We start from the raw sequence: 19,554 nt of genomic DNA, 5'->3' as shown, positions 1-19,554 counted from the left end.
TTGTTGCGTCCTAGAAATTACCGGTTTCACCCGCAGCACCATTGCCCAAGCCTGAGAGTTTGAGGAAGAGGTTTTTATCTGTTGTGCTCTGATAGACACAGCTTATTTCCGGGTTACTCTCCAAGTTGCCCACATAGCCAAAGGTATTCAGCCGTTGCCGACAACTGCGCAATTGCTCACCCGTAATGAGTTGTCGCTGTTCTAAGAGGGCGACGTTATTGGCGCGAATCACACAGCCCGGTTGCATCACAGGTTGGGAAACAAAGACCGAGAAGGGGTTAAAGGTGACAAAAATCCGCGTATCCACCGCGATCGCGCTCGCGCCAAATTGCACACAAATATCGGGATTGGGCGCCGCCTGATCAATAAACTGCGTTGAAGCCACGTTATCAGGATTGAGGGTGGTCGTTTTGCTAAAGGTGACACCCACACCGACGCCAATAATAAAGACCCCTCCCAACACCGCCAGAGTGCGGGTATTCACCGCTGACTTTGATTCTGGCTGTGGGGGACGACGAGTTTGAGGACGGGGACGCGGTGGCGATGGCGAACGTCGAGGCATAGCAGGAAGAGTGAACAGCACTTCCCTACCAGTATGCCCTTAGAAGGCAGGGTTTGACTGCCCCCCCGCTTGTTTGGGCTTCGCCTTGTTGACCTTGAGCACCCGTCCTAGCCATGTTGCACCGTCGAGATCATCAATGGCAGCGGCCTCCTGAGTTTCATCCACCAGTTCAACAAAAGCAAAGCCACGCCGTTTGCCTGTTTCTCGATCCACCGGCAACACAATCCGGCGAATAGCACCATATTTTTCAAAAACTTCGCGAAGATCGTTTTCTGTCGCCTCATAGGAGAGGTTGCCGATGTACAGTGTCATAACCCGAACTCAGAAGCAATTTGACAATCATCATAGCCTCTCGCTTTCCCTTATCCATGCGATCCAGACTACAGACCCCAACACCTTGCAAAGAAAATTAACGTTTTCTATCAGCCCAAAATATACCAAGGTTAAAAAGAAATTAATTCCTCCCTTGATGTCACCTACAGCCCTTTGCACAGGGTTTGAGCCGCGTCCGACAGATTCAGCAAATTGCCGCCAAGCCCATTCTCTCGTGGAATCCACCGGAGTCTCTCTAGGAGAGGATTTGAGTATTTTCAGTGGCCTTGTAGAAAATAATTTCACCCCCCTCGCAAGGGATCCCTCGGAACAGGGGGTTGCAATCCGCTCTGGGAGAGGCTATGTTGAAGGTGCTCTTGCTTCTCTTCGGGGAAGTGGATTAAATGAGAATTCTGACAGTTTATCAATCAAAAACAGTAGTTGTTCTTTTGTTCTTTAGTTATTGGTAGTGTTAAGATATCGCCTCTTGTCGCTTGAACTCTGTTCATCCAGCGAACTCAAACAATCTGCCATCTTCTACTGCTCAGCAAATAATGGTATAAACTCCCTTCCCTTCAAGGCAGTGGACTAAATGGGAACGCTAGCAAGGACTATCCTCTTTAGGGGTCAATTTGTGCCTGTGCCACTACTGGCATAGTTCCAACGAAAAACGGCTATTCACCTGTCAGGATCAAAGTATCAGCGTAACGACACCGCCCTTCGCTACGGTTGAGGCTTCAAAACGCTGGTTTAGGCCACTTCGCGTTTCAGGTAGGGAAATAGAATGATTTCGTTGGCACGTTTGGGTTGGTCACTTTCAGTTGTATTGGGAGTTGTTACCCTTGGGTTCACCAATGGGCTGGCGATCGCTCAACCGCTCTTGGCCCGACAAAATCAATCTCCATTGGTCAATGGCCTGTATCTCCTTGGCGAGTCGCCCCAACCCCAACAGGTGGGTCATAGCTATATTGTCTTTGAAGTCAAAGATCAGAAGGTCTATGGGGCGTTTTACATGCCCAATTCCTCCTTTGATTGTTTTCGGGGTACCGTGGGGGATCGCCAGTTGCAGGTGACGGTTCTACCCACCTATGAGGAGGAACCCTACCAAGCAGAAATTGATTTACCCAGTTTCTATAGTTTGCGTCGTATTAGTGCTAGCGATCGCGCCATTTTGGCCGCCTGCAAAGCCGAGTCCCTGCCCATTGCCACCCAAACCGGAAGCTAGGCAGAGGTGCTATCATCAGACGGTACCTTTTGCCGTTAACTTTTGGTTAAGTCTGAATGGTTAAGCTGACCCCGACGCCTGCCTATAGTCTGACGCTGCGATTGAAGACTTCCTTAGATCCAACGGAATTAGGAACCGTTCTCCAGATCATTGGTGGGCAACAGGGGCAAGTGGGTTCCATCACCCTGATCGAGAAAACCGCTAATAAAATCCTACGGGAACTGGTGGTGGTGGCTGCCAGCCGCGATCATGCTGCGGCCATTGTCAATGCTGTGAAATCTGACACCCAAGCCACGGTGCTAGAGGTGAGCGATCGCACCTTTCGGCTCCATGAGGGCGGCAAAATCACCGTTAGAAGCAAGCATCCCCTTCAGGAGTACGACGATCTGGCGATGGCCTATACACCGGGCGTCGGTCGGGTGTCCCAGGCGATCGCTGACGATCCTCAATTGGTGCACAAACTGACGATCAAAAGCCATACGGTGGCCATTGTCAGTGATGGCAGTGCGGTCTTGGGATTGGGCAATATCGGCCCAGAGGCTGCTCTACCGGTGATGGAGGGCAAGGCTATGCTCTTTCAGGAATTTGCCGGTCTGGACGCCTTTCCCATCTGCTTGAGCACGCAGGAGGTGGATGAAATTGTTGCCACCGTGAAGCACATCGCCCCCGTCTTTGGTGGCATCAATCTAGAGGATATTAGCGCCCCCCGCTGCTTTGAAATCGAAGCCCGTCTGCAAGCGGAATTGGATATCCCTGTGTTTCACGATGACCAGCACGGCACGGCCATTGTCACCCTTGCCGCCCTTAAAAATGCCCTGCAACTAGTGGCTAAATCCTTAGATACGGTGCGCATTGTCATTAACGGTGCGGGGGCAGCCGGCATCGCCGTGGCTAGGCTCCTGCGCAAAGCCGGCGCCCACCATCTAACTCTCTGCAACCGCCAAGGCATCCTCTCAAAAGACAAAGCACAAACACCAGCACAGCAGGAATTTGCCGTCGCTGAAACAGGAACGCTGGCTGATGCTCTAGAGGGTGCCGATGTCTTTATTGGCTTGAGTGCCCCCGGCGTCCTGACATTGGAAATGGTGCAGCGCATGGCCCCAAAAGCGATTGTTTTTGCGATGGCCAATCCCGTTCCGGAAATCCAACCCGAACTTATTTATGACCATGTGGCGGTGGTGGCCACTGGCCGCAGTGACTATCCCAATCAAATCAACAATGTGCTCGCTTTTCCGGGGGTGTTTAAGGGTACCCTTGCCTGTCGGGCACCCCGCATGACGGAGGAGATGTTCCTCGCGGCGGCAGCAGCGATCGCGGCCTTGGTCAGTCCCTCGGAACTGCACTCAGCCTATATTATCCCCTCAGTGTTTGATCCACGGGTGGCACCGGCAGTGGCCAAGGCTGTCGAGGACTGCGCGCGATCGCTGGGGTTAGCGCGTGCCTAGTCTCTATTGCGAGACAGTAAAGGGTTGAGTCAGGGTCAAGCCCAAATCCGTATTGGCATCAATCACCACTAGTCGCTGCACGGCTGGATCAATCGCACCACCAATGGTGGCACCGGCGGCTGCACCGGTAATCACTTTTTCGGGCGTAATCTTGCGATCGCCAATCACTGCAGAAGCACCCGTGGCCAAAGCGGCACCAATCAGCGTATCGCGAATAATGGAGGTAGCAGGCCGTCCTTGGTTGGTTTCAATGGCTGTACCGGTCAGGGTTCCTGTGAGAACCTTCAGGGGCGTAATCCTGCGGTCTCCCGCCAAGCCAGAAATCCCCGCAGCAACAGCGGAACCAATGGCCGCATTACGGAAAATATTGCCAATGTTGGGATCACGGGCATCGCGAATCGTACGAATGACTTGGGAATTGGCGGCGATCGGCAGCTGTCGGTTATTGATCACCACCGTGTTGGCGACAAATTGCGCCCCCCCTTGGGCCGGCTGAATCTGACCAAAAACTTCACTGCCTAGGGGAATGACAACCCGCCCTTGGCCATCGCGCACATCCGCCGCCGTCACCAAGCGAATCGCCACGGTTTCATTGGGACTGACGACAATCCGCTCTGCATCGGGGAAGCGAGCCGGAATTTGCTGACCGGCGGGTAGAGCAAGGGGTGACGGGGAAGCGGTGGCTGCACCAGCAATGTACTGGCTGGGAACCAGCGCTTGGGCAGCGGGGGCACGGGTTGCTTGACAAAGGAAAGCCGCAATATCGGCACGGGTAGCCAGTTGGTTCGGCGCAAAGAACTGCACATTGGGATAGTTCACCACCACTTGTTTAGCGGTGGCAGCGGCCACACCGGCACGTCCATAGGCGGGAATTGCCGCCGCATCATTGAACTGGGCTAAGACCCCCTCCACAGAAGGCGGTGTGGGATATTGCAAGCCACTGGCCAAGGCCACGATCGCCTGAACACGCGGAATATTTTGATTGGGCTGAAAAACATTGCCGGGGTAACCACTCAAGAAGCCGGTACGGGTGGCATTTTGAATCGCACTCGCTGCCCAAAATGTGCTGGGGACATCGTTAAACGTACTGGGGGTACGCACCACTGGGGCATTGGGAAACGCCTTCCCCAGCATGGCCGCATATTCAGCCCGAGTGACGGGGGCAAAGGGGCGAAAGGTGCCATCGGGATAGCCGCTGATAATGTTGCGACTGGCAAGGTGGTCAATACAGGCCTGTGCCCAGATGCCTTGGGTATCGGTAAAACGGGATTGGGCTTGGACCGGAACAGCCGCTACAAGGGCAAGGGTACCAGAACTCATTAAACCGCAGCTCAAAACAGCCAAGCTGCGCTGTGCGAGGCTTTGCATAGCAAATCTCTCCAAGTAAGAGGGTATTCAAGTTATCTGAGAGGGTTTTGGATACCCCTCAGCAATTTTGATTGGGAAAACACGTCAATCGTTGACTCTGCTGATGCCTATGGACGCAGTGCCGGAGATTAGGTTCCCTTGGGCGTAGGGGTTTCACTGGGGACAAGAACCGATTCTACTTGGGTATTCATTTGCCAGCCCGAAATTAAGGCGGCGGGTAGGGTATGGGGTTTGGGGCTGTGGAGCAGGTAAATCAGGCGATCGCCCACTTGCCACTCTTCATTGGCTCGCACCACCCGCAATCCCTCTGGCCGTTCCACAAGCAGGGGAAGCACTTTCCCAGAGCGGATCAAGGCGTCAAGGTGCTGGCGTTGCAATTGCGATCGCTCCTCCTCAATCACCAGTTCCCCCAAACGAACCGCCTCAGTGTTGATATATTGGTTCCATTTTTTGATGGACAGTTGCCGAGCAAAGGCTGGACTCAGACCTAGGGGACAATCCTCTACCTCAAGGGCGGCCAAGACCCGTGGCGGGTGAAATTCTTCGAGGACGCGCTGTGCCAGCACCGCATTCACCTCAGTATTACTAGTCACAGCCAGATAGGTGCCCAATTGAGTAATGCCGGCCTCCTGCAAAATATTCAGGTCAAGGGCACTACTGAGATAGACGGGTAGGTGTTCACGGCGGGCTTGTTCAACGGCCTCAGGATCGGTGTCAATCATCACCACCTCTTCGCCGCGATCGCGCAAGATCCGCGCCAACAAACGACCCAAGGGCGTACAGCCAGCAATCATCACCCCTGAAGCCCCTTGGGCACGCACATTCAGTTGGGTTGCCACCCAGCGCGCCGTTAGGCCTTGGCCGAAAACCGTCATCAAAATCGTCAGGAACACTTGTCCTTTAATGGCATCCCCCCCACTAATTCCCGCATTGGTGAGGGTAATCGAAAATAGCGAAGCCACTGAAGCCGCAACAATTCCCCGCGGCGCAATCCAACTGAGGAAGGCTTTTTGTTGCCAACTGAGATCACTGCCCCATGTACATAGGACAACGCCGAGGGGACGAATCAGGAACATTAAGCACAACACCGTGAACACCCCCGACCAACCTAGCTCCAATAGACCAGCGATCGAGAGATCCGCAGCCAGCAGCACAAACAAGACCGAGATCGAGAGCGTACTCAGTTGCCCCTTAAAACGCCGCAGTAGCCGCCCCCCCGGCACATCCGACCAGCGCAGTACCAAGCCAAGCACCACCGCCATCATTAGACCCGATTCACTGACCACTTGATCCGACAGCCAAAACAGGCCCCAGAGGACGGCCAACACCAACAAGTTGCGCAGATCATCCCCCAGAAACCAAGCGCGACGCAGGAAGCGGCTGAGAAACCAGCCACCGATACCGCCCATCAAGGTACCAACGGCCAAGCGCTGGACAATCCCTAGGGCGATCGCCCCCATGCCGAGGTCTTGATTGAGAACTACGTTCAGCACCATCACCGCCAAAATGGCACCAATGGGGTCAATCAGTACCCCTTCCCCTTCGAGGATGACCGCTAGCTTGTGCTCTACCCCCACTTGCCGCAGCAGCGGTCCAACAACCGTAGGCCCGGTCACCACCACGAGGGAGGCATAGAGAAAAGCCAGTTGCCACGGAAATTCGCCAATCCAATGGGCAGCCATGGCGCCAGCCACAAACGTCACCAATCCCCCCAGCGTCACTAACTTCCAGAGGCTACCCGTAATATCTTGGTCAGCGCGGCTCAGGTCTAAGCTCAAGCCCCCCTCAAAGAGAATCAAGGCCACACACAGGGGCACTAACACCTCTAGGCCTTCGCCTAAAACTTCCGGATGGACTAGCCCCAAGCCACTGGGGCCTGAAAGAATACCCGCCAGTAACAACAGGACAATACTCGGCAGCCGTAACCAATGGGCAGTCACTTGGGCACCAATGCCTAGGACAACGGTGATGACGAACAAGGCGGTGAGTTCGGCACTACTTTCCATCGCAGCCTCCACAGAGGTTTAGGCGTTTAGGGCTAGACTGACGGGCAAGCGTTCCTCCTTGTTCTACGTCAAAGTTCAGTATTGGACTGTTGCATTTGTCACACCCTATTGCGGGGGAACCTGATTACAGGATACTGGAAGTCCTTGAGCACTGCCAATTTCAATCAATCTTGTTAAGCTTTACTTCAAGAGGGCAGCTACAGTGCGCTTTGCGATCGCCACCACAGCCATGCTGCTGCACCACAGAGGGTACAGTTGCCAATGAACGTGAGCAGCGCTTGCAGATCCACCAACCAAGCCAGTGTCACTGCATTATCGAAGTAATGCCACGTACAGGCACACATGGCACTCACCAACGCTGGTAGCATTGCCCACGCCAACCACCGCCATCCCTGCTGCGGACAGCGGCGATCCAGTTGTGCCACAAACCAAATGGCTGCCATCCACTCCAGCACACTGGAAATATGCACCATCCACGTGGGAATTGATAGGGCGTGCATTAGGATTCTGGATAAATGAGGATTTTATAGGTTTCCGGCGTCGGCTGTACTGCCTGCTCCACCGCTTCAGCCAGCTTTGATAGGGGATAGCGATCGCTGATCAGGGCTTTGACATCAATGCGGCGGTTAAAGATAATGTCGCAGGCAAGCGACTGTAAGCGGTAGGAGGAACTATAGCTCCCCATGAGATCAATCTCACGGCGATAGAGAATGTTGGGATTGAGGGGAATTTCCACTTCATCGGGAAACTCGGCAAAGAAGAGAATTTTGCCCCCCTTGCGCGTACACTCTAGGGCTTGGAAAAAGGCTTTTTCACTGGGAACCGCTAAAAGACTGACATCCACCCCCAAGCCATGGGTCAGGGCTTGCACCTTGGCACTGAGATCGGGATCGCGGGCATCAAAAGCGGCAGCGGCGCCCACTTCTTTGGCTTTGGCGATTCGGGAGGGCAGTAGATCGGTGGCGATCGCCCGTGCCCCAAAGAGATTCACCAACATAATAAACATCAGGCCAATAGGCCCTGCCCCAGTGATCAGCACTGTTTGACCGGCAGTAATGCCCGCCTTCTTGACTGCCTTCAGACAACAGTTGGTGGGTTCAACGAAGCTGGCTTCTTCATCGCTAATCTCATCGGGAATCGGAATCAGACCGCCATGCTGCACAATGTGCCCCGGTACTTTCACATACTCGGCAAAGCCCCCACCACTGGGAATAAACCCCGCCGTGGTTGTAACGGTTTTATACACATGGCACATTGAATAGTTTTCATTCAAGCAGTAGGCGCAGTGCATACAGGGAATATGGTGCATGACCACCACCCGCTGACCCACCTGCCAACCCGTCACGGCCTCACCCACCGCCGCAATTTCACCCGCCGTTTCATGGCCAAAAATACGAGGCGGCTCATAGAGGGGATAGCGAATTTTTTTGATGTCCGATTGGCACAACCCAACCACCCTGACCCGCACTAGCACTTCATCGGCAGCAATCTCAGGGATGGGAATGTCCTCGTAGCTGAGTTGATTCACCCCTCGGAACACTTGGGCTTTCATTGAGACCTTTGCAAACTCGTCACCCCTAAGATAATTGCCCGTCGCACCGAGGGCAAGTCTTGATGAAAGACCTAGTTTGAGCAGCCAGCAAAATTTGCCAAAGGCGATCCAAATCTTTGGGGGCCATTCCTTGGCGATCGCCCTCCATCAATTCATCCTGATAGGCGCTTTCCTGAGGGATGATGGTTGTGGCTTCCTGCCTAGGATCATCAAACCTTTCCCAATGGCTCTTTTATCCTAACTAGGTTGTTCTTCCCAACGCACCACAGGATTGCCTGATCACTAGCCCCAGTTCCCCAATTCACGGGAAGCCCACTGCCGATCGGGCGATATGGACGAGAGAGGGAACCCCCTGATTGGGTATTAAGATTCTTGCGGCGTTTGAGATGTTGTGTAACAAAGTGGTACCACACCAAACTCCTCTGAAATACTGGAGAAAGCGTCTGTCCTAAGTCATGGAGGCAAATTGGTTGTGGCCTATCCCTTGCACGTTGCCTTCATTTGGCACCAGCACCAACCCCTCTACAAAAGTTGTCGCACCGGTCAATACCTGCTCCCTTGGGTACGGCTCCACGGCACGAAGGACTACTTAGATCTGATCTTAGTCCTCGCCAAATATCCCCGCCTCAAGCAAACCGTCAACCTTGTCCCCTCCCTGTTGCTGCAAATTCAGGATTATGTCAACGGTACGGCCCTTGATCCCTATCTGACAGCCACACTGACCCCGGTGGAGCAGCTCACCGATCAGCAGCGCTGGTTTATCATTGAGCATTTCTTTGATGCCCACCACCGCACGATGATTGACCCCCATCCCCGCTATCGCGAACTCTACGAGCAGCGGCAAACCCAGGGGAAAACTTGGTGTTGGCAACACTGGCAGCCCCAAGACTATGGGGATCTGTTGGCGTGGCACAATTTAGCTTGGATCGATCCCCTCTACTGGGATGAGCCAGAGATTGCCCAATGGTTGTCCCAAGGGCGGGATTTTAGCCTCAGCGATCGCCAGCGGATCATTGCCAAACAGCGGGAAATTCTTGGCCAAATCATTCCCCAGCATCGCGCCCTTCAAGAGGCGGGTCAAATTGAAGTCACCACAACCCCCTATACCCACCCGATTTTGCCCCTCTTGGTGGATACCGATGCCGCCAAAGTAGCGGTTCCCAACATTGCCCTGCCCCAACAGCGGTTTCAATATCCCGAAGATGTTCCTCGGCATTTGCGGCGGGCGCGAGTTCTTTATGAACAATTCTTTGGGCGATCGCCCCGCGGACTGTGGCCGTCAGAGCAATCCGTAAGTCCAGCCATTCTTGAACCCATTGTCGAGCAGGGATTTGAGTGGATTTGCTCCGATGAAGCAATCTTGGGCTGGACAACGGGAACCTATTTTCACCGCAACGAAGCGGGGGTTGTCCAACAGGCCAATGTTCTTTACCAACCCTACCGCCTGACCACGGCCAAAGGGGATCTCAACATTGTCTTTCGCGATCACCGTCTCTCGGATTTGATTGGCTTTACCTACAGTGCCATGGCTCCCGAAGCAGCGGCAGCGGATCTGCTCAAGCAGCTTGAGGGTATTCGCCAGCAACTCATTGCCTATGAAGGGACTGGCCAATCCAGTTTGGCACAACCATGGCTTGTGACCATTGCCCTCGATGGTGAAAACTGCTGGGAGTACTATCCCCGCGACGGCCTGCCCTTCTTAGAAAGGCTTTACCAAGGCCTGAGCGAGAACGAGCACTTTGCCTGTGTTTCTGTGGCGCAGTATCTGCAACAATATCCCCCACGTGCGGTGATTTCGGGTTCTGCTCTCCACAGCGGCTCTTGGATTGATGGCAATTTCTGTACATGGATTGGCGATCCGGTAAAAAACAAAGCTTGGGACTATCTAGGGGCTGCCCGCCAAACCCTTGAACGCCACTCCGAAGCGACAGAAACAAACAATCCAGCGGCATGGCAAGCCCTTTTGGCGGCTGAAGGCTCTGACTGGTTTTGGTGGTTTGGTGAAGGCCACTCCTCGAACCACGATGCCATGTTTGATCAGCTTTTCCGTGAGCATTTGATGGCGCTCTACACAGCATTGGGGGAGCCAATTCCTGAGGTTCTCAATGATCCCTTAGAAGTCCACGAAGCCAAGGATACCTACCCGCCCCAAGGCTTTATTCACCCTGAGATTGATGGGCGCGGTGATGAGCAGGACTGGAACTTTGCTGGCCGGATTCAAATCGGTGGCAGCCGCGGGACGATGCACCGCCAAACGCTGATCAGTCGCCTCTGGTATGGGGTGGATCACCTAAATATCTATCTGCGTCTTGATGCTCCGAACCAGAAACAGCCCTTTGGGAATGACATCAGCACCCTGCACTTTTGCTGGTACTACCCCAACATGGTGACGTACAATAGCCCCCTCTCTGATCTGCGAGATTGCCCCGACGAAGCCCCCCTCAACTACCTGTACCACCATCAATTGGTGATTGACTTTGAAAAGCAACAGATTGCCTTCAAGGAGGCGATCGCCAACTACCAGTGGAAAGAGCGACCCAGCCATGCCCGCTATGCCTTGGGCATCTGCCTAGAAGTGGCCATTCCTTGGGCAGATCTGCACCTGTATCCCGATTGTGGCCTGCGTCTGTTGATCGTGCTGGCTCAAGAGGGCTATTACCTTGACCATCTGCCCCCAGAGCAACTGCTCTTTTTGACTACCCCCTAGTCCTTGAGCGTCTTTTCCACGGCCAAAGGATATCCGACAACCCCTTGGCGGTAGGAGCAAATAATTTGCAACGAGAAATTATTTTCTAGATCCCAAAGTTCTGTAAGCTCAGATAGGAAACCTCTGCGGGATCAACTTGTGCAGTTAGGAGGGTTGTGTGGATAACGTCATTGGCTTAGAGATTATTGAAGTTGTCGAGCAGGCGGCGATCGCCTCAGCGCGGTGGATGGGCAAGGGCGACAAACACATGGCCGATCAGGTCGCCGTGGATGCCATGCGCAACCGCATGAATCAAATCCATATGCGCGGTCGTATTGTGATTGGCGAAGGGGAACGGGATGAAGCCCCCATGCTCTACATTGGCGAAGAAGTGGGTATCTGCACCCGTCCCGATGCTGCCCAATACTGTAACCCCGAAGAACTCATTGAAATTGACATTGCCGTTGACCCCTGTGAAGGGACCAATCTCTGCGCCTATGGCCAACCGGGATCGATGGCTGTGCTGGCCATTTCGGAAAAAGGGGGGTTGTTTGCGGCTCCCGACTTTTATATGAAGAAATTGGCGGCGCCCCCCGCTGCCAAGGGCAAGGTGGATATTCGCAACTCCGCCACCGAAAACTTGAAAATTCTCTCGGAATGCCTTGACCGCGCCATTGATGAGTTAGTGGTGGTGGTAATGAAGCGCGATCGCCACAATGACTTGATTCAAGAAATTCGCGATGCGGGTGCCCGCGTCCAACTGATCTCCGATGGCGATGTCTCGGCAGCGCTCTGCTGTGCCTTTTCGGGAACCAACATTCATGCCCTGATGGGAATTGGTGCTGCGCCGGAAGGGGTGATTTCTGCTGCTGCCATGCGCGCCTTAGGGGGGCACTTCCAAGGGCAACTGGTCTATGATCCCGCTGTGGTCATGACCAAGGAATGGGCGAATCGCACCCGCGAAGGCAACCTCGAAGAACTCAAAAAAGCCGGCATCACTGATCCCGACAAGGTCTATGAAGCGGAGGAATTGGCCTCCGGCGAAACCGTTCTCTTTGCTGCCTGTGGAATTACCCCCGGTATACTCATGAAAGGGGTGCGTTTCTTTAGGGGGGGTGCCCGTACCCAATCTCTGGTCATTTCCACCCAGTCGAAGACAGCGCGCTTTGTGGACACTATCCACATGTTCGATAAGCAGTTGAAGTCGCTCCAGTTGTACTAAGCACTGACTGCGATAAAAGATAATGAACTCCCTCTGCGTGAGGGGGTTTTCTTTTGCATGAGTGCTATGCCTGTGAACCTCGCCACTACGATTACCCTTGCTCGCCTGTTGATTGTGCCAGTGATCCTAGGCTTGCTCTCCTTCAATCATGGAGTGGTCTATCGCTGGTGGGGGGTGGGTTTATTTTTGGTGGCAGCCCTGACGGATTGGCTGGATGGCTACATTGCCCGCCGTTTTAATCAGGTCACGGATCTGGGTAAAGTGCTGGATCCGCTCGTGGATAAGTTGCTAATTCTTGCACCCCTGCTCCTGTGCATTGAATGGGGAGAGGTGCCTGCATGGTCAGTGGCGTTGATCCTCTTTCGGGAACTCGGAATTGCCAGTTGGCGGGTGCAGCAATCTCAAATTCAGGGGGCAAACCTTTGGGGCAAAGCCAAAACCGTTAGCCAGATTATGGCCGTAGCATTACTTCTCGCTCCCTTACCACCCAGTTGGCAGGGGGGAATACTCATTGTTTATGGGGGGGCGATCGCCCTCACACTGATTTCTGGGGCACTTTATCTTCGTGGTTGAGTGCCAATGCGCCCCGCGAGCACCTCCTGCAACTGCTGGGGATTGATGCGATCCAGCCAATAGGCTTGAAAAGTGGGCTGGGTCACCTGATTGACAAAGGTTTGACTCAGGAATGGACGCAAGGACTCATTTTTTTGATTAAAGACGCCAAAGAAAGCCCCCGCCAGTCCCTTGAAAAAGGGCTGTGCCAACTGTGGGTTCGGGCCAATGAGATCATTGGGAACCGGTAATACTCCCGCTTCACTGACCCCCACTGCTGAGAAGTGGGTACCGGGCACGAGCATGGCAAGATACTTGGGCTGCGCCTGCAACCATGTAAAAGGCCAGATCTGCTCCTCTAACGGGGGCGCAAAGACATCCTTGCTACTGGAAATAATCAGCGTCGGCACCTTGATATTGGCCATGCCCCGTTCACCAATGAGAATACTACTCACTGGATTGACAGCAATCACAGACTTGACCCGTGGATCCGCCAGTGTAGAGGGCCCATCGGCAAGACCGAGACTACGACATTGCAGGGGCACTGAGATATTAAAGATAAAGAGATCCCTAGCGGCTGCTAGACAGCGTTGTTTCACTGCATTCCAGTCAACGGTACCCCCAGCCGCTGCCAGTACGGTAAAGCCCCCCATGGAGTGGCCAAATAGCCCCACATTATTGGTGTCAATTTTCAGGGCTGGATTTTTCTGAACTAACGCCGCTACAGCATCCACACCAAATTTCAAGTCGAGGGGACGCTGCGCCCAATCCTTTGGCAAGTTCTCGTAGTCGAGGGGTGTCCCGGAGAGAAAACTACTGACCCGGCTGGCATCGGAACCGGGGTGAGTGACTGCTAAAACCGCTAGGCCATAACTAGCCAAGTGCTCTGCTAAGTAGGCAAATGTCGTGCGGTCTGAGGCTAAACCGTGGGAAATGACAATGAGAGGGGCCGGCGCCGTAATTCCTGTGGGGACATAGAGATCTGCGGGAATGGAGCCTGTGGTGCGATTGGGATTAGTAAATTCAATTTTTTGCTTTTGCCACTGGAAGGGTCCTTTTTGGGCAGGATTAAGGCTACTGGCAGGCAGTGGCGTTCTTGGTTGGAGTTGCGCCAAGCGTTCGATAAAGTCTTGCGCCCGTTGTTCTTGATTCACGGCACGGGTAAAGGCACCCACTGCCTTCAGACCGAGTTCACCATTGACTTTAACACTCTTGCCGGGAAAGGCCTGTAGTACTGAGAGTAGGGTAATGCCTGCGGGGGAACTGGCGGCGGTTTTCAGGGCTTCCCCAAGGGCTGGGCCACCATTGACATCATTATCTGCACGAATGACTTGGCCAATACGCTCCAGAAAGGCTTGACCGATGGGGCTGTTGACAAACTGGCTAACGGTTGTGGGTGCTAGGTCCATACGGGTGGTTAAGCTCTCCCGCAGGTTTGGCTGTTGATCATTGGGGAGCAACCGAATTAAAAACCCTAGCTCTGGGCTGGTATTACCCGTTTTGGCAAAGCTGGCAAGGTCACTCACTTGGATGTTGAAGGTGCCAAAGGGCGGATACACAAGGCTAATTTGTTCAGCCGCCAGTCCCGTCTGTGCCCAAACGGTTGCTGCTGCGCCCAACAGGGAGAACCACTGCCATTTTTTCCTTGCGCGCGCGATCGCCATCCCTGAGATACCCTCACTTAATCACTAGCATTATCGTTGTTTGCAACGTCACCTGCAACTCATTTCCAAGGACTGGCAGCCTGAGGCCTAGGTTCCGACTCTCTGAAAAGGGCTGTAAAGGGCGGCCGCTGTGGTATGGTGCTTTTGGAAAAAATGAGGGAATTCGCCCATGAGTGATGATGCAGTCAAGCAAATGAAGCAGGCTGTTGCCAAAGCTGCTGCCGATCGCGTGCAGTCTGGAATGATTGTCGGCTTGGGCACTGGGTCAACCACCGCCTTTGTCATCCAATTTTTGGGCGATCGCTTGCGCAACGGAGAACTGAGCAACATCGCTGGTGTGCCCACCTCGTTTCAGGCCTCTGTCCTTGCTAAAAAGTATGGCATTCCCCTAGTCACCCTCGATGATGTGGAGAAATTAGACATTGCCATTGACGGTGCCGATGAAGTGGATCCCGCCAAAAACCTGATCAAGGGGGGTGGGGCAGCTCATACCCGTGAAAAAATTGTTGACTCCCTTGCGGATCAGTTCTTGGTCGTGGTGGACAGCAGCAAACTGGTGCAGAAATTGGGTGCCACTTTCCCTGTGCCCGTGGAAGTGTTACCCTTTGCCGTGGCTCCCGTCACTCGTGCCCTGCAAGCTCTTGGGGGGCAGCCTGAACTGCGCATGGGGGTGAAAAAAGATGGCCCAGTGGTGACAGATCAAGGCAACCTTGTCCTTGATGTCAAATTTGATGACATTTCTAACCCCGCCGAACTAGAGAAAACGATGAACAACATCCCCGGCGTTGTCGAAAATGGCCTGTTTGTCAACGTGGCCGATGTCATCCTCATTGGTGAGATTGTGGATGGCCAGCCCCGTGTGCGTGAAATGGCCTAGCAGTTTTTCCATTTCCTGCGAGGAAGCAACAGTTACTTTCCGGTGATCAATCTCTCAACCCATCAGTGATTGAGGTCTCAGGCGGCGACAGGATTGCCATCAATAATTGGGGTATCCACTCCATAGGAGCCTCCAATGTCTCTCCACTCCTTCACCCATCGGTTGATCACCCTAAGCAGTATTGTGGTTTCAGGTGTTGTGGTTGCTACTACGGCAGCACAGGCAAACCCACCGATTATCGTCAACTGCAACAGCAGTGGCCAAGTTTGCGATCAAATGGCGCGTTACAACTTCCGCTCTGAAAGTCCGTATTGGGATTATGCCCTCCAAGTCACTGCGCCTGCTACCCACTGCTCGGAAGTGAAATATTTCACCACCAATCGTCAGGGACAGCGGGTCGAAACGGAGTTCCTTGGCCCCAACCGTTCAGCCTTTTTGCCCATTGGTGGCAATTGGGAGCGGGGGAATCACACGATTCAAATTGGGGCGATTGGACGGCAAGGTGGCTGTAATGTAGGCACGCTCAGTTCATGGGGCATCCAAGTGCAGCCTGCCGTTGTTCCCCGTTAATGAGGAATAAACTCCTAGAAACTTAACTCGTCTTCATCTATTCAAGGGTCGGTGGCAACGACACTGACCTTTTTTTGTGCTTATTTTTAGCGTACTTTACCAATTTTCATTTATTTTACTTCCGCGAAGGAAAGCAAGCGCATCTTTAATATAGCCTCTCCCTGAGCGGATTGCAGCCCCCTGTTCCGAGGGATCCCCTGCGAGGGGTGTCAAATTATTTTCTACAAAGCTACTAAAAATACTCAAAGCCTCCTATAGAGAGACTCCGAGGGATTCAACGCCAAAATCAGACTTTAGGAAATTTGAATAGATCCGTCGGCAGAGAAAACTTAATTGAACTCTTGGGGGCGATCGCTCGTCAAATTATTGGGAAACCTTCTACTTGAGGATTTGTGCCATGGGATTGCGTTGGTTGGTATTGGCATTAGGAGTGGCAGGAATGTTGATCACAGGAGCGATCGCCAGCCGTGCTGGTAAGGAGGTGCCCGCCACGCTTACGGGTCAAATTACGGCGGTTGTTGATGATGATGAAGTCTTAATTGAGGCCAATAACCAACGCTACAAGCTCGATCTACCGGATGCCTGCAAACCTGCCCTGCGCAATGGCGTTCTTAGGGTGGGCGGCGTTGTTACTGCCAGTGGCAAACTTGAACTTGATGATCGCGAGCTAGATGTTTCCATTGTTCAGATGAATGGGCGTCAGGTCTGCCCATAATAAATGCCACAAATGTCACAGTTGCGCACGCCAAAGGGGACATGCACTGAGGGAATCGAACCCGCTGCTGATTCTAGATGAGTCAGTTGATCATCAAAGAAAATATGCGGTTTGAGTTGCTTGAGAACCCGTACCTTCTCCATACCGCCAAGGAAAAAGGTTTCATCCGGCATGACGCCCCAACTATTGAGGGTAGTTACCACCCGTTCACTAGCAAGGATATTGCGTGCCGTCACAATCGCAATCCGTAACAGCCGCCGATAGCTGGCATCCTGCTGTTCTTTGGCCATCTCTAACTGTTGAAAGGCTGCCAGTTTTCTAAACAGGTCACTCAGGGGGCCTGGGTTGTGGGGAATGTTGGCCTTTTGCAGTTCATGGGCTTGAAATTGCTCGAGATCCCCTTGGCGAAAGACGGCTTCCGCTTCATCATCCGCTAGCACACCATCAAAGTCAAAGGCAATGCGCAACTCGGCATCCTCTTCCTGATCGGTAATGGGCGATCGAATCACCATGCCCGCTGGATACCCAGCCGCGATCGCCTGCTGCACGTCCTTGGCATTTGCCGAGAGAAATAGGGACACATTAAAGGCAGGAATGTAGGGATGGGGGGATTTGCCGCCCAAAAATGCGGCGCGGGTAATGTTCAGACCGTAGTGCTGAATTGAATAGAAGACCCGCTGACCGGTATCGGGATCGTTTCTCGAAAGAAGCACGACCTCCACGGGCTCTTGTTCGGGATAGGCACGGTTGAGATTTAAGAAGCGGCGAATAAAGGGAAATGCCACCCCCTTCGGCAAGACATCGTATTTCCTTTCCCGCTGAAATTGGCGGTACTTTTCGGTCCCCTCATTGCGAAAGACATCATCCGCCTCCCCCAAATCAAAGAGGGCACTGGAGGCCACTGCAATCACTAATTTCTGCTCAATTGGGTATCCCATTGCTGAGCATCCGATAGTGGGATTGAAGCGCAGTCCGCAATTGGGCGATCGCCCCTTGCCAATCACCCCGCTGGGGCTGGCGAATTAACTGCGCCGAAGGATACCAAGGCGATCGCGATCGCTGCCAGAGCCACCGCCAATCCGCCACAAAGGGCAACAGGATCCACAGGGGCTTCCCTAGGGCACCCGCCAAGTGTGCCACAGCCGTATCAATTGTTACCACAGCATCCAACTGCTGGATCAAAAGCGCCGTATCCAGAAAATCCCCCATATAGGGCTGGCAATCAATCACCCCCACCTCCTGTAACTGTTCAGCTTCCGCTGGCGATCGCTCCTTTTGCAGGCTATACCATTGCACCTCAAATTCCCGCAGCAGGGGTAGGACATACTCAAGGGGACAAGACCGCTGCGCCGTTGTGCGTGTTTGACTATGGCTGGCCCAAACCAGACCGATCCGAGGTTTAGAGATATTAAAGATACTGTGGGGTGGGTGGGCGGGCAAAGGGAAATAGGGCTTGAACTTAGGAAAGTGGTCTTTATCAATGCCTAAGTAGCGCGGCAGACTCAGCAGGGGGGTATGGCAATCAAAGGGGGGAGGCGTCTCCTCGGTGCTTATCACTTCAATCCCCGGCAGTGTTTGACACAGGCGCACCAAGGGCGGATAGGCAGCAAAAATGAGCCGTTGGGCACGCCGCGCCATCAAGGGCAGTAAGCGCACAAACTGAATGCAATCCCCTAGCCCCTGCTCACTATAGACAAAGAGGGTTTTCCCCTCTAGGGATTGACCTTGCCAACGGGGTTGCGCATAGGTGCGTAATCCGCCCGTGGGTTGTTGCCAGCGCCATTCGTATTCCTCCCATCCCTCTTGAAAATGTCCTAGCATGAGCAGGACAAGGGCAAAGTTGAGGCGCACATCCGCCCCATTGGGGTCTAGGGCAACGGCTTGGCGAAAGTGGTGGAGGGCCGCCTCTGGGTTTCCTGTTTCCAGAAGCGCTGTGGCCAAGCCCGCTTGGGCAGAACCGTTGCAAGGGTTGAGGTCAAGACAGCGTTGGTAGTAGCGGATGGCTCCCGTAAAATCCGCTTCGCTGAGGCAAATTTGCCCCAGTTGCAGGAGTGCCTGTGGATGTTTATTTTCCCGCAGCAAGACCTCTTGATAGCGATCGCGGGCCGCTGCAAGGTTGCCCTGTAAATGGAGGGCATAGCCCAGATTGTAGTGCGCTGCCAATAGTTCTGGATTGGCGCTGAGGGCAGCTTGAAATTGACGAATCGCTGCCCTGTAGTTCTTGAGTTCGAGATAAACGCTGCCCAGATTGTTGTGGACATCCGCTTGACCGGGTTTAAGATACAGCGACTGTTCATAGCAGGCACTGGCCTCTGTAAGTTTGCCTTGGGAGTGCAGACACAGTCCCAAGTTATACAGGGTCGTCGGTAAGTCCGGATTCAGGGAAAGGGCTTTTTGATAGCAGGCGATCGCCCGCTCAATCTCCCCTAAGTCCAAATAGGCATTCCCTAGGTTGCTGTGGGCTTCCACCCACTCTGGCTGCACCTCAAGGGCGCGTTGATAGTGGGGTACAGCAGCGGCCGGTTGCGACAGCAGATCGTGGAGAACAATCGCCAGCCGATAGTGGGCAGCAGCATGCCACGGATCAAGGGCGATCGCCTGTTCATAGGCCGCTTGCGCCCCAAGGGGTTGCCCCCGTTCCTCGGCAATCACCCCCAACAAATAGTAGGCCTCTGGCTGCGGGGAACGTTCAATGACTTGACGAGCCAACTGCTGTGCCCTGCGCCAGTGCTGTTGCTGATAAAGCTGCCAAGCCTTTTTTAAAAGCGAGGCTGTTTGCCATCCAAAGATACCCACGG

General features: G+C 53.7%; 18 protein-coding genes. 9 read left to right on the top strand and 9 right to left on the bottom strand.

Annotated elements, in window-relative coordinates; translation table 11 throughout:
- Positions 1-10: 10 nt before the first annotated feature.
- Both M0644_RS10835 and M0644_RS10830 read right to left on the bottom strand, forming a co-directional pair.
- Positions 11-562, bottom strand: a complete 552-nt coding sequence (locus tag M0644_RS10835) for a DUF3172 domain-containing protein (protein WP_190278074.1) — start codon at positions 560-562, stop codon at positions 11-13.
- 39 nt (positions 563-601) lie between these two features.
- Positions 602-874 (bottom strand): RNA-binding protein, encoded by a 273-nt coding sequence (locus M0644_RS10830; RefSeq protein ID WP_149820749.1) that lies wholly within the window; start codon positions 872-874, stop codon positions 602-604.
- On the opposite strand from M0644_RS10830, the gene M0644_RS10825 reads away from it, so the two are divergent.
- From M0644_RS10825 to M0644_RS10815, 3 genes are all read left to right on the top strand, one after another.
- Entirely contained in the window at positions 861-1,334 is a 474-nt protein-coding gene (locus M0644_RS10825; protein ID WP_149820747.1) for a hypothetical protein, read from the top strand. The two genes, M0644_RS10830 and M0644_RS10825, sit on opposite strands and share 14 nt — an antisense overlap.
- A gap of 324 nt (positions 1,335-1,658) precedes the next feature.
- A complete protein-coding gene (locus M0644_RS10820) occupies positions 1,659-2,099 on the top strand; it encodes a hypothetical protein (protein WP_149820745.1) in 441 nt (146 codons plus the stop codon).
- A 56-nt stretch (positions 2,100-2,155) separates the two neighbouring features.
- The gene (locus M0644_RS10815) at positions 2,156-3,544 is read left to right on the top strand and encodes an NAD-dependent malic enzyme (protein WP_149820743.1); all 1,389 of its coding nucleotides are present in this window, start codon (positions 2,156-2,158) and stop codon (positions 3,542-3,544) included.
- Between the two features lie 3 nt (positions 3,545-3,547).
- On the opposite strand, the gene M0644_RS10810 is transcribed toward M0644_RS10815, so the two are convergent.
- The 4 genes from M0644_RS10810 to M0644_RS10795 all read right to left on the bottom strand — a co-directional run bounded on the left by M0644_RS10810 (position 3,548) and on the right by M0644_RS10795 (position 8,470).
- Entirely contained in the window at positions 3,548-4,912 is a 1,365-nt protein-coding gene (locus M0644_RS10810) for an S-layer homology domain-containing protein (protein WP_149820741.1), read from the bottom strand.
- A 128-nt stretch (positions 4,913-5,040) separates the two neighbouring features.
- Positions 5,041-6,918: a sodium:proton antiporter gene (locus M0644_RS10805; protein WP_286625678.1), complete on the bottom strand. Its 1,878-nt coding sequence runs from the start codon at positions 6,916-6,918 to the stop codon at positions 5,041-5,043.
- A 197-nt stretch (positions 6,919-7,115) separates the two neighbouring features.
- A complete protein-coding gene (locus M0644_RS10800; protein ID WP_149820737.1) occupies positions 7,116-7,418 on the bottom strand; it encodes a DUF2499 domain-containing protein in 303 nt (100 codons plus the stop codon).
- Complete coding sequence (locus tag M0644_RS10795; protein ID WP_286625677.1) at positions 7,418-8,470, bottom strand: zinc-dependent dehydrogenase; 1,053 nt, start codon at positions 8,468-8,470, stop codon at positions 7,418-7,420. The genes M0644_RS10800 and M0644_RS10795 overlap by 1 nt, the downstream gene beginning before the upstream one ends.
- A gap of 472 nt (positions 8,471-8,942) precedes the next feature.
- Between M0644_RS10795 and M0644_RS10790 the strand changes: the two genes are divergently transcribed.
- From M0644_RS10790 to pgsA, 3 genes are all read left to right on the top strand, one after another.
- A complete protein-coding gene (locus M0644_RS10790) occupies positions 8,943-11,177 on the top strand; it encodes a glycoside hydrolase (RefSeq protein ID WP_286625675.1) in 2,235 nt (744 codons plus the stop codon).
- Between the two features lie 157 nt (positions 11,178-11,334).
- Positions 11,335-12,378 (top strand): class II fructose-bisphosphatase, encoded by a 1,044-nt coding sequence (gene glpX / locus M0644_RS10785; RefSeq protein WP_149820730.1) that lies wholly within the window; start codon positions 11,335-11,337, stop codon positions 12,376-12,378.
- A 66-nt stretch (positions 12,379-12,444) separates the two neighbouring features.
- Positions 12,445-12,951 (top strand): CDP-diacylglycerol--glycerol-3-phosphate 3-phosphatidyltransferase, encoded by a 507-nt coding sequence (gene pgsA, locus M0644_RS10780; protein WP_286627189.1) that lies wholly within the window; start codon positions 12,445-12,447, stop codon positions 12,949-12,951.
- On the opposite strand, the gene M0644_RS10775 is transcribed toward pgsA, so the two are convergent.
- A complete protein-coding gene (locus M0644_RS10775) occupies positions 12,936-14,594 on the bottom strand; it encodes an alpha/beta hydrolase (protein ID WP_286625673.1) in 1,659 nt (552 codons plus the stop codon). The two genes, pgsA and M0644_RS10775, sit on opposite strands and share 16 nt — an antisense overlap.
- A 169-nt stretch (positions 14,595-14,763) precedes the next feature.
- Here M0644_RS10775 and rpiA point away from each other — a divergent pair, with 169 nt between their 5' ends.
- The 3 genes from rpiA to M0644_RS10760 all read left to right on the top strand — a co-directional run bounded on the left by rpiA (position 14,764) and on the right by M0644_RS10760 (position 16,756).
- Positions 14,764-15,471, top strand: a complete 708-nt coding sequence (rpiA, locus tag M0644_RS10770; protein WP_149820724.1) for a ribose-5-phosphate isomerase RpiA — start codon at positions 14,764-14,766, stop codon at positions 15,469-15,471.
- A 135-nt stretch (positions 15,472-15,606) separates the two neighbouring features.
- Entirely contained in the window at positions 15,607-16,041 is a 435-nt protein-coding gene (locus tag M0644_RS10765; protein WP_149820722.1) for a hypothetical protein, read from the top strand.
- 397 nt (positions 16,042-16,438) lie between these two features.
- Complete coding sequence (locus tag M0644_RS10760) at positions 16,439-16,756, top strand: hypothetical protein (RefSeq protein WP_149820721.1); 318 nt, start codon at positions 16,439-16,441, stop codon at positions 16,754-16,756.
- Here M0644_RS10760 and M0644_RS10755 read toward each other — a convergent pair.
- Both M0644_RS10755 and M0644_RS10750 read right to left on the bottom strand, forming a co-directional pair.
- The gene (locus M0644_RS10755; protein WP_286625670.1) at positions 16,741-17,694 is read right to left on the bottom strand and encodes a 5'-nucleotidase; all 954 of its coding nucleotides are present in this window, start codon (positions 17,692-17,694) and stop codon (positions 16,741-16,743) included. The genes M0644_RS10760 and M0644_RS10755 overlap by 16 nt on opposite strands.
- Positions 17,678-19,552: a tetratricopeptide repeat protein gene (locus tag M0644_RS10750; RefSeq protein ID WP_286625669.1), complete on the bottom strand. Its 1,875-nt coding sequence runs from the start codon at positions 19,550-19,552 to the stop codon at positions 17,678-17,680. Before M0644_RS10750 ends, M0644_RS10755 begins: the two co-directional genes overlap by 17 nt.
- Positions 19,553-19,554 lie beyond the last annotated feature (2 nt).

This window comes from Thermosynechococcus sp. B1 (genome assembly GCF_030322985.1).
Lineage (GTDB): Bacteria > Cyanobacteriota > Cyanobacteriia > Thermosynechococcales > Thermosynechococcaceae > Thermosynechococcus.
The sequence above is the reverse complement of the archived record's forward strand: the minus strand, read 5'-3'. Positions and strand labels throughout refer to the sequence as shown.

What these genes read in the sequence shown, in the direction of transcription:
- M0644_RS10835 (WP_190278074.1), bottom strand. Translation starts at nt 562, where the DNA reads ATGCCTCGACGTTCGCCATCGCCACCGCGTCCCCGTCCTCAAACTCGT.
- M0644_RS10825 (WP_149820747.1), top strand. Translation starts at nt 861, where the DNA reads ATGTACAGTGTCATAACCCGAACTCAGAAGCAATTTGACAATCATCAT.
- M0644_RS10830 (WP_149820749.1), bottom strand. Translation starts at nt 874, where the DNA reads ATGACACTGTACATCGGCAACCTCTCCTATGAGGCGACAGAAAACGAT.
- M0644_RS10820 (WP_149820745.1), top strand. Translation starts at nt 1,659, where the DNA reads ATGATTTCGTTGGCACGTTTGGGTTGGTCACTTTCAGTTGTATTGGGA.
- M0644_RS10815 (WP_149820743.1), top strand. Translation starts at nt 2,156, where the DNA reads ATGGTTAAGCTGACCCCGACGCCTGCCTATAGTCTGACGCTGCGATTG.
- M0644_RS10810 (WP_149820741.1), bottom strand. Translation starts at nt 4,912, where the DNA reads ATGCAAAGCCTCGCACAGCGCAGCTTGGCTGTTTTGAGCTGCGGTTTA.
- M0644_RS10805 (WP_286625678.1), bottom strand. Translation starts at nt 6,918, where the DNA reads ATGGAAAGTAGTGCCGAACTCACCGCCTTGTTCGTCATCACCGTTGTC.
- M0644_RS10800 (WP_149820737.1), bottom strand. Translation starts at nt 7,418, where the DNA reads ATGCACGCCCTATCAATTCCCACGTGGATGGTGCATATTTCCAGTGTG.
- M0644_RS10795 (WP_286625677.1), bottom strand. Translation starts at nt 8,470, where the DNA reads ATGAAAGCCCAAGTGTTCCGAGGGGTGAATCAACTCAGCTACGAGGAC.
- pgsA (WP_286627189.1), top strand. Translation starts at nt 12,445, where the DNA reads ATGCCTGTGAACCTCGCCACTACGATTACCCTTGCTCGCCTGTTGATT.
- M0644_RS10775 (WP_286625673.1), bottom strand. Translation starts at nt 14,594, where the DNA reads ATGGCGATCGCGCGCGCAAGGAAAAAATGGCAGTGGTTCTCCCTGTTG.
- rpiA (WP_149820724.1), top strand. Translation starts at nt 14,764, where the DNA reads ATGAGTGATGATGCAGTCAAGCAAATGAAGCAGGCTGTTGCCAAAGCT.
- M0644_RS10765 (WP_149820722.1), top strand. Translation starts at nt 15,607, where the DNA reads ATGTCTCTCCACTCCTTCACCCATCGGTTGATCACCCTAAGCAGTATT.
- M0644_RS10760 (WP_149820721.1), top strand. Translation starts at nt 16,439, where the DNA reads ATGGGATTGCGTTGGTTGGTATTGGCATTAGGAGTGGCAGGAATGTTG.
- M0644_RS10755 (WP_286625670.1), bottom strand. Translation starts at nt 17,694, where the DNA reads ATGGGATACCCAATTGAGCAGAAATTAGTGATTGCAGTGGCCTCCAGT.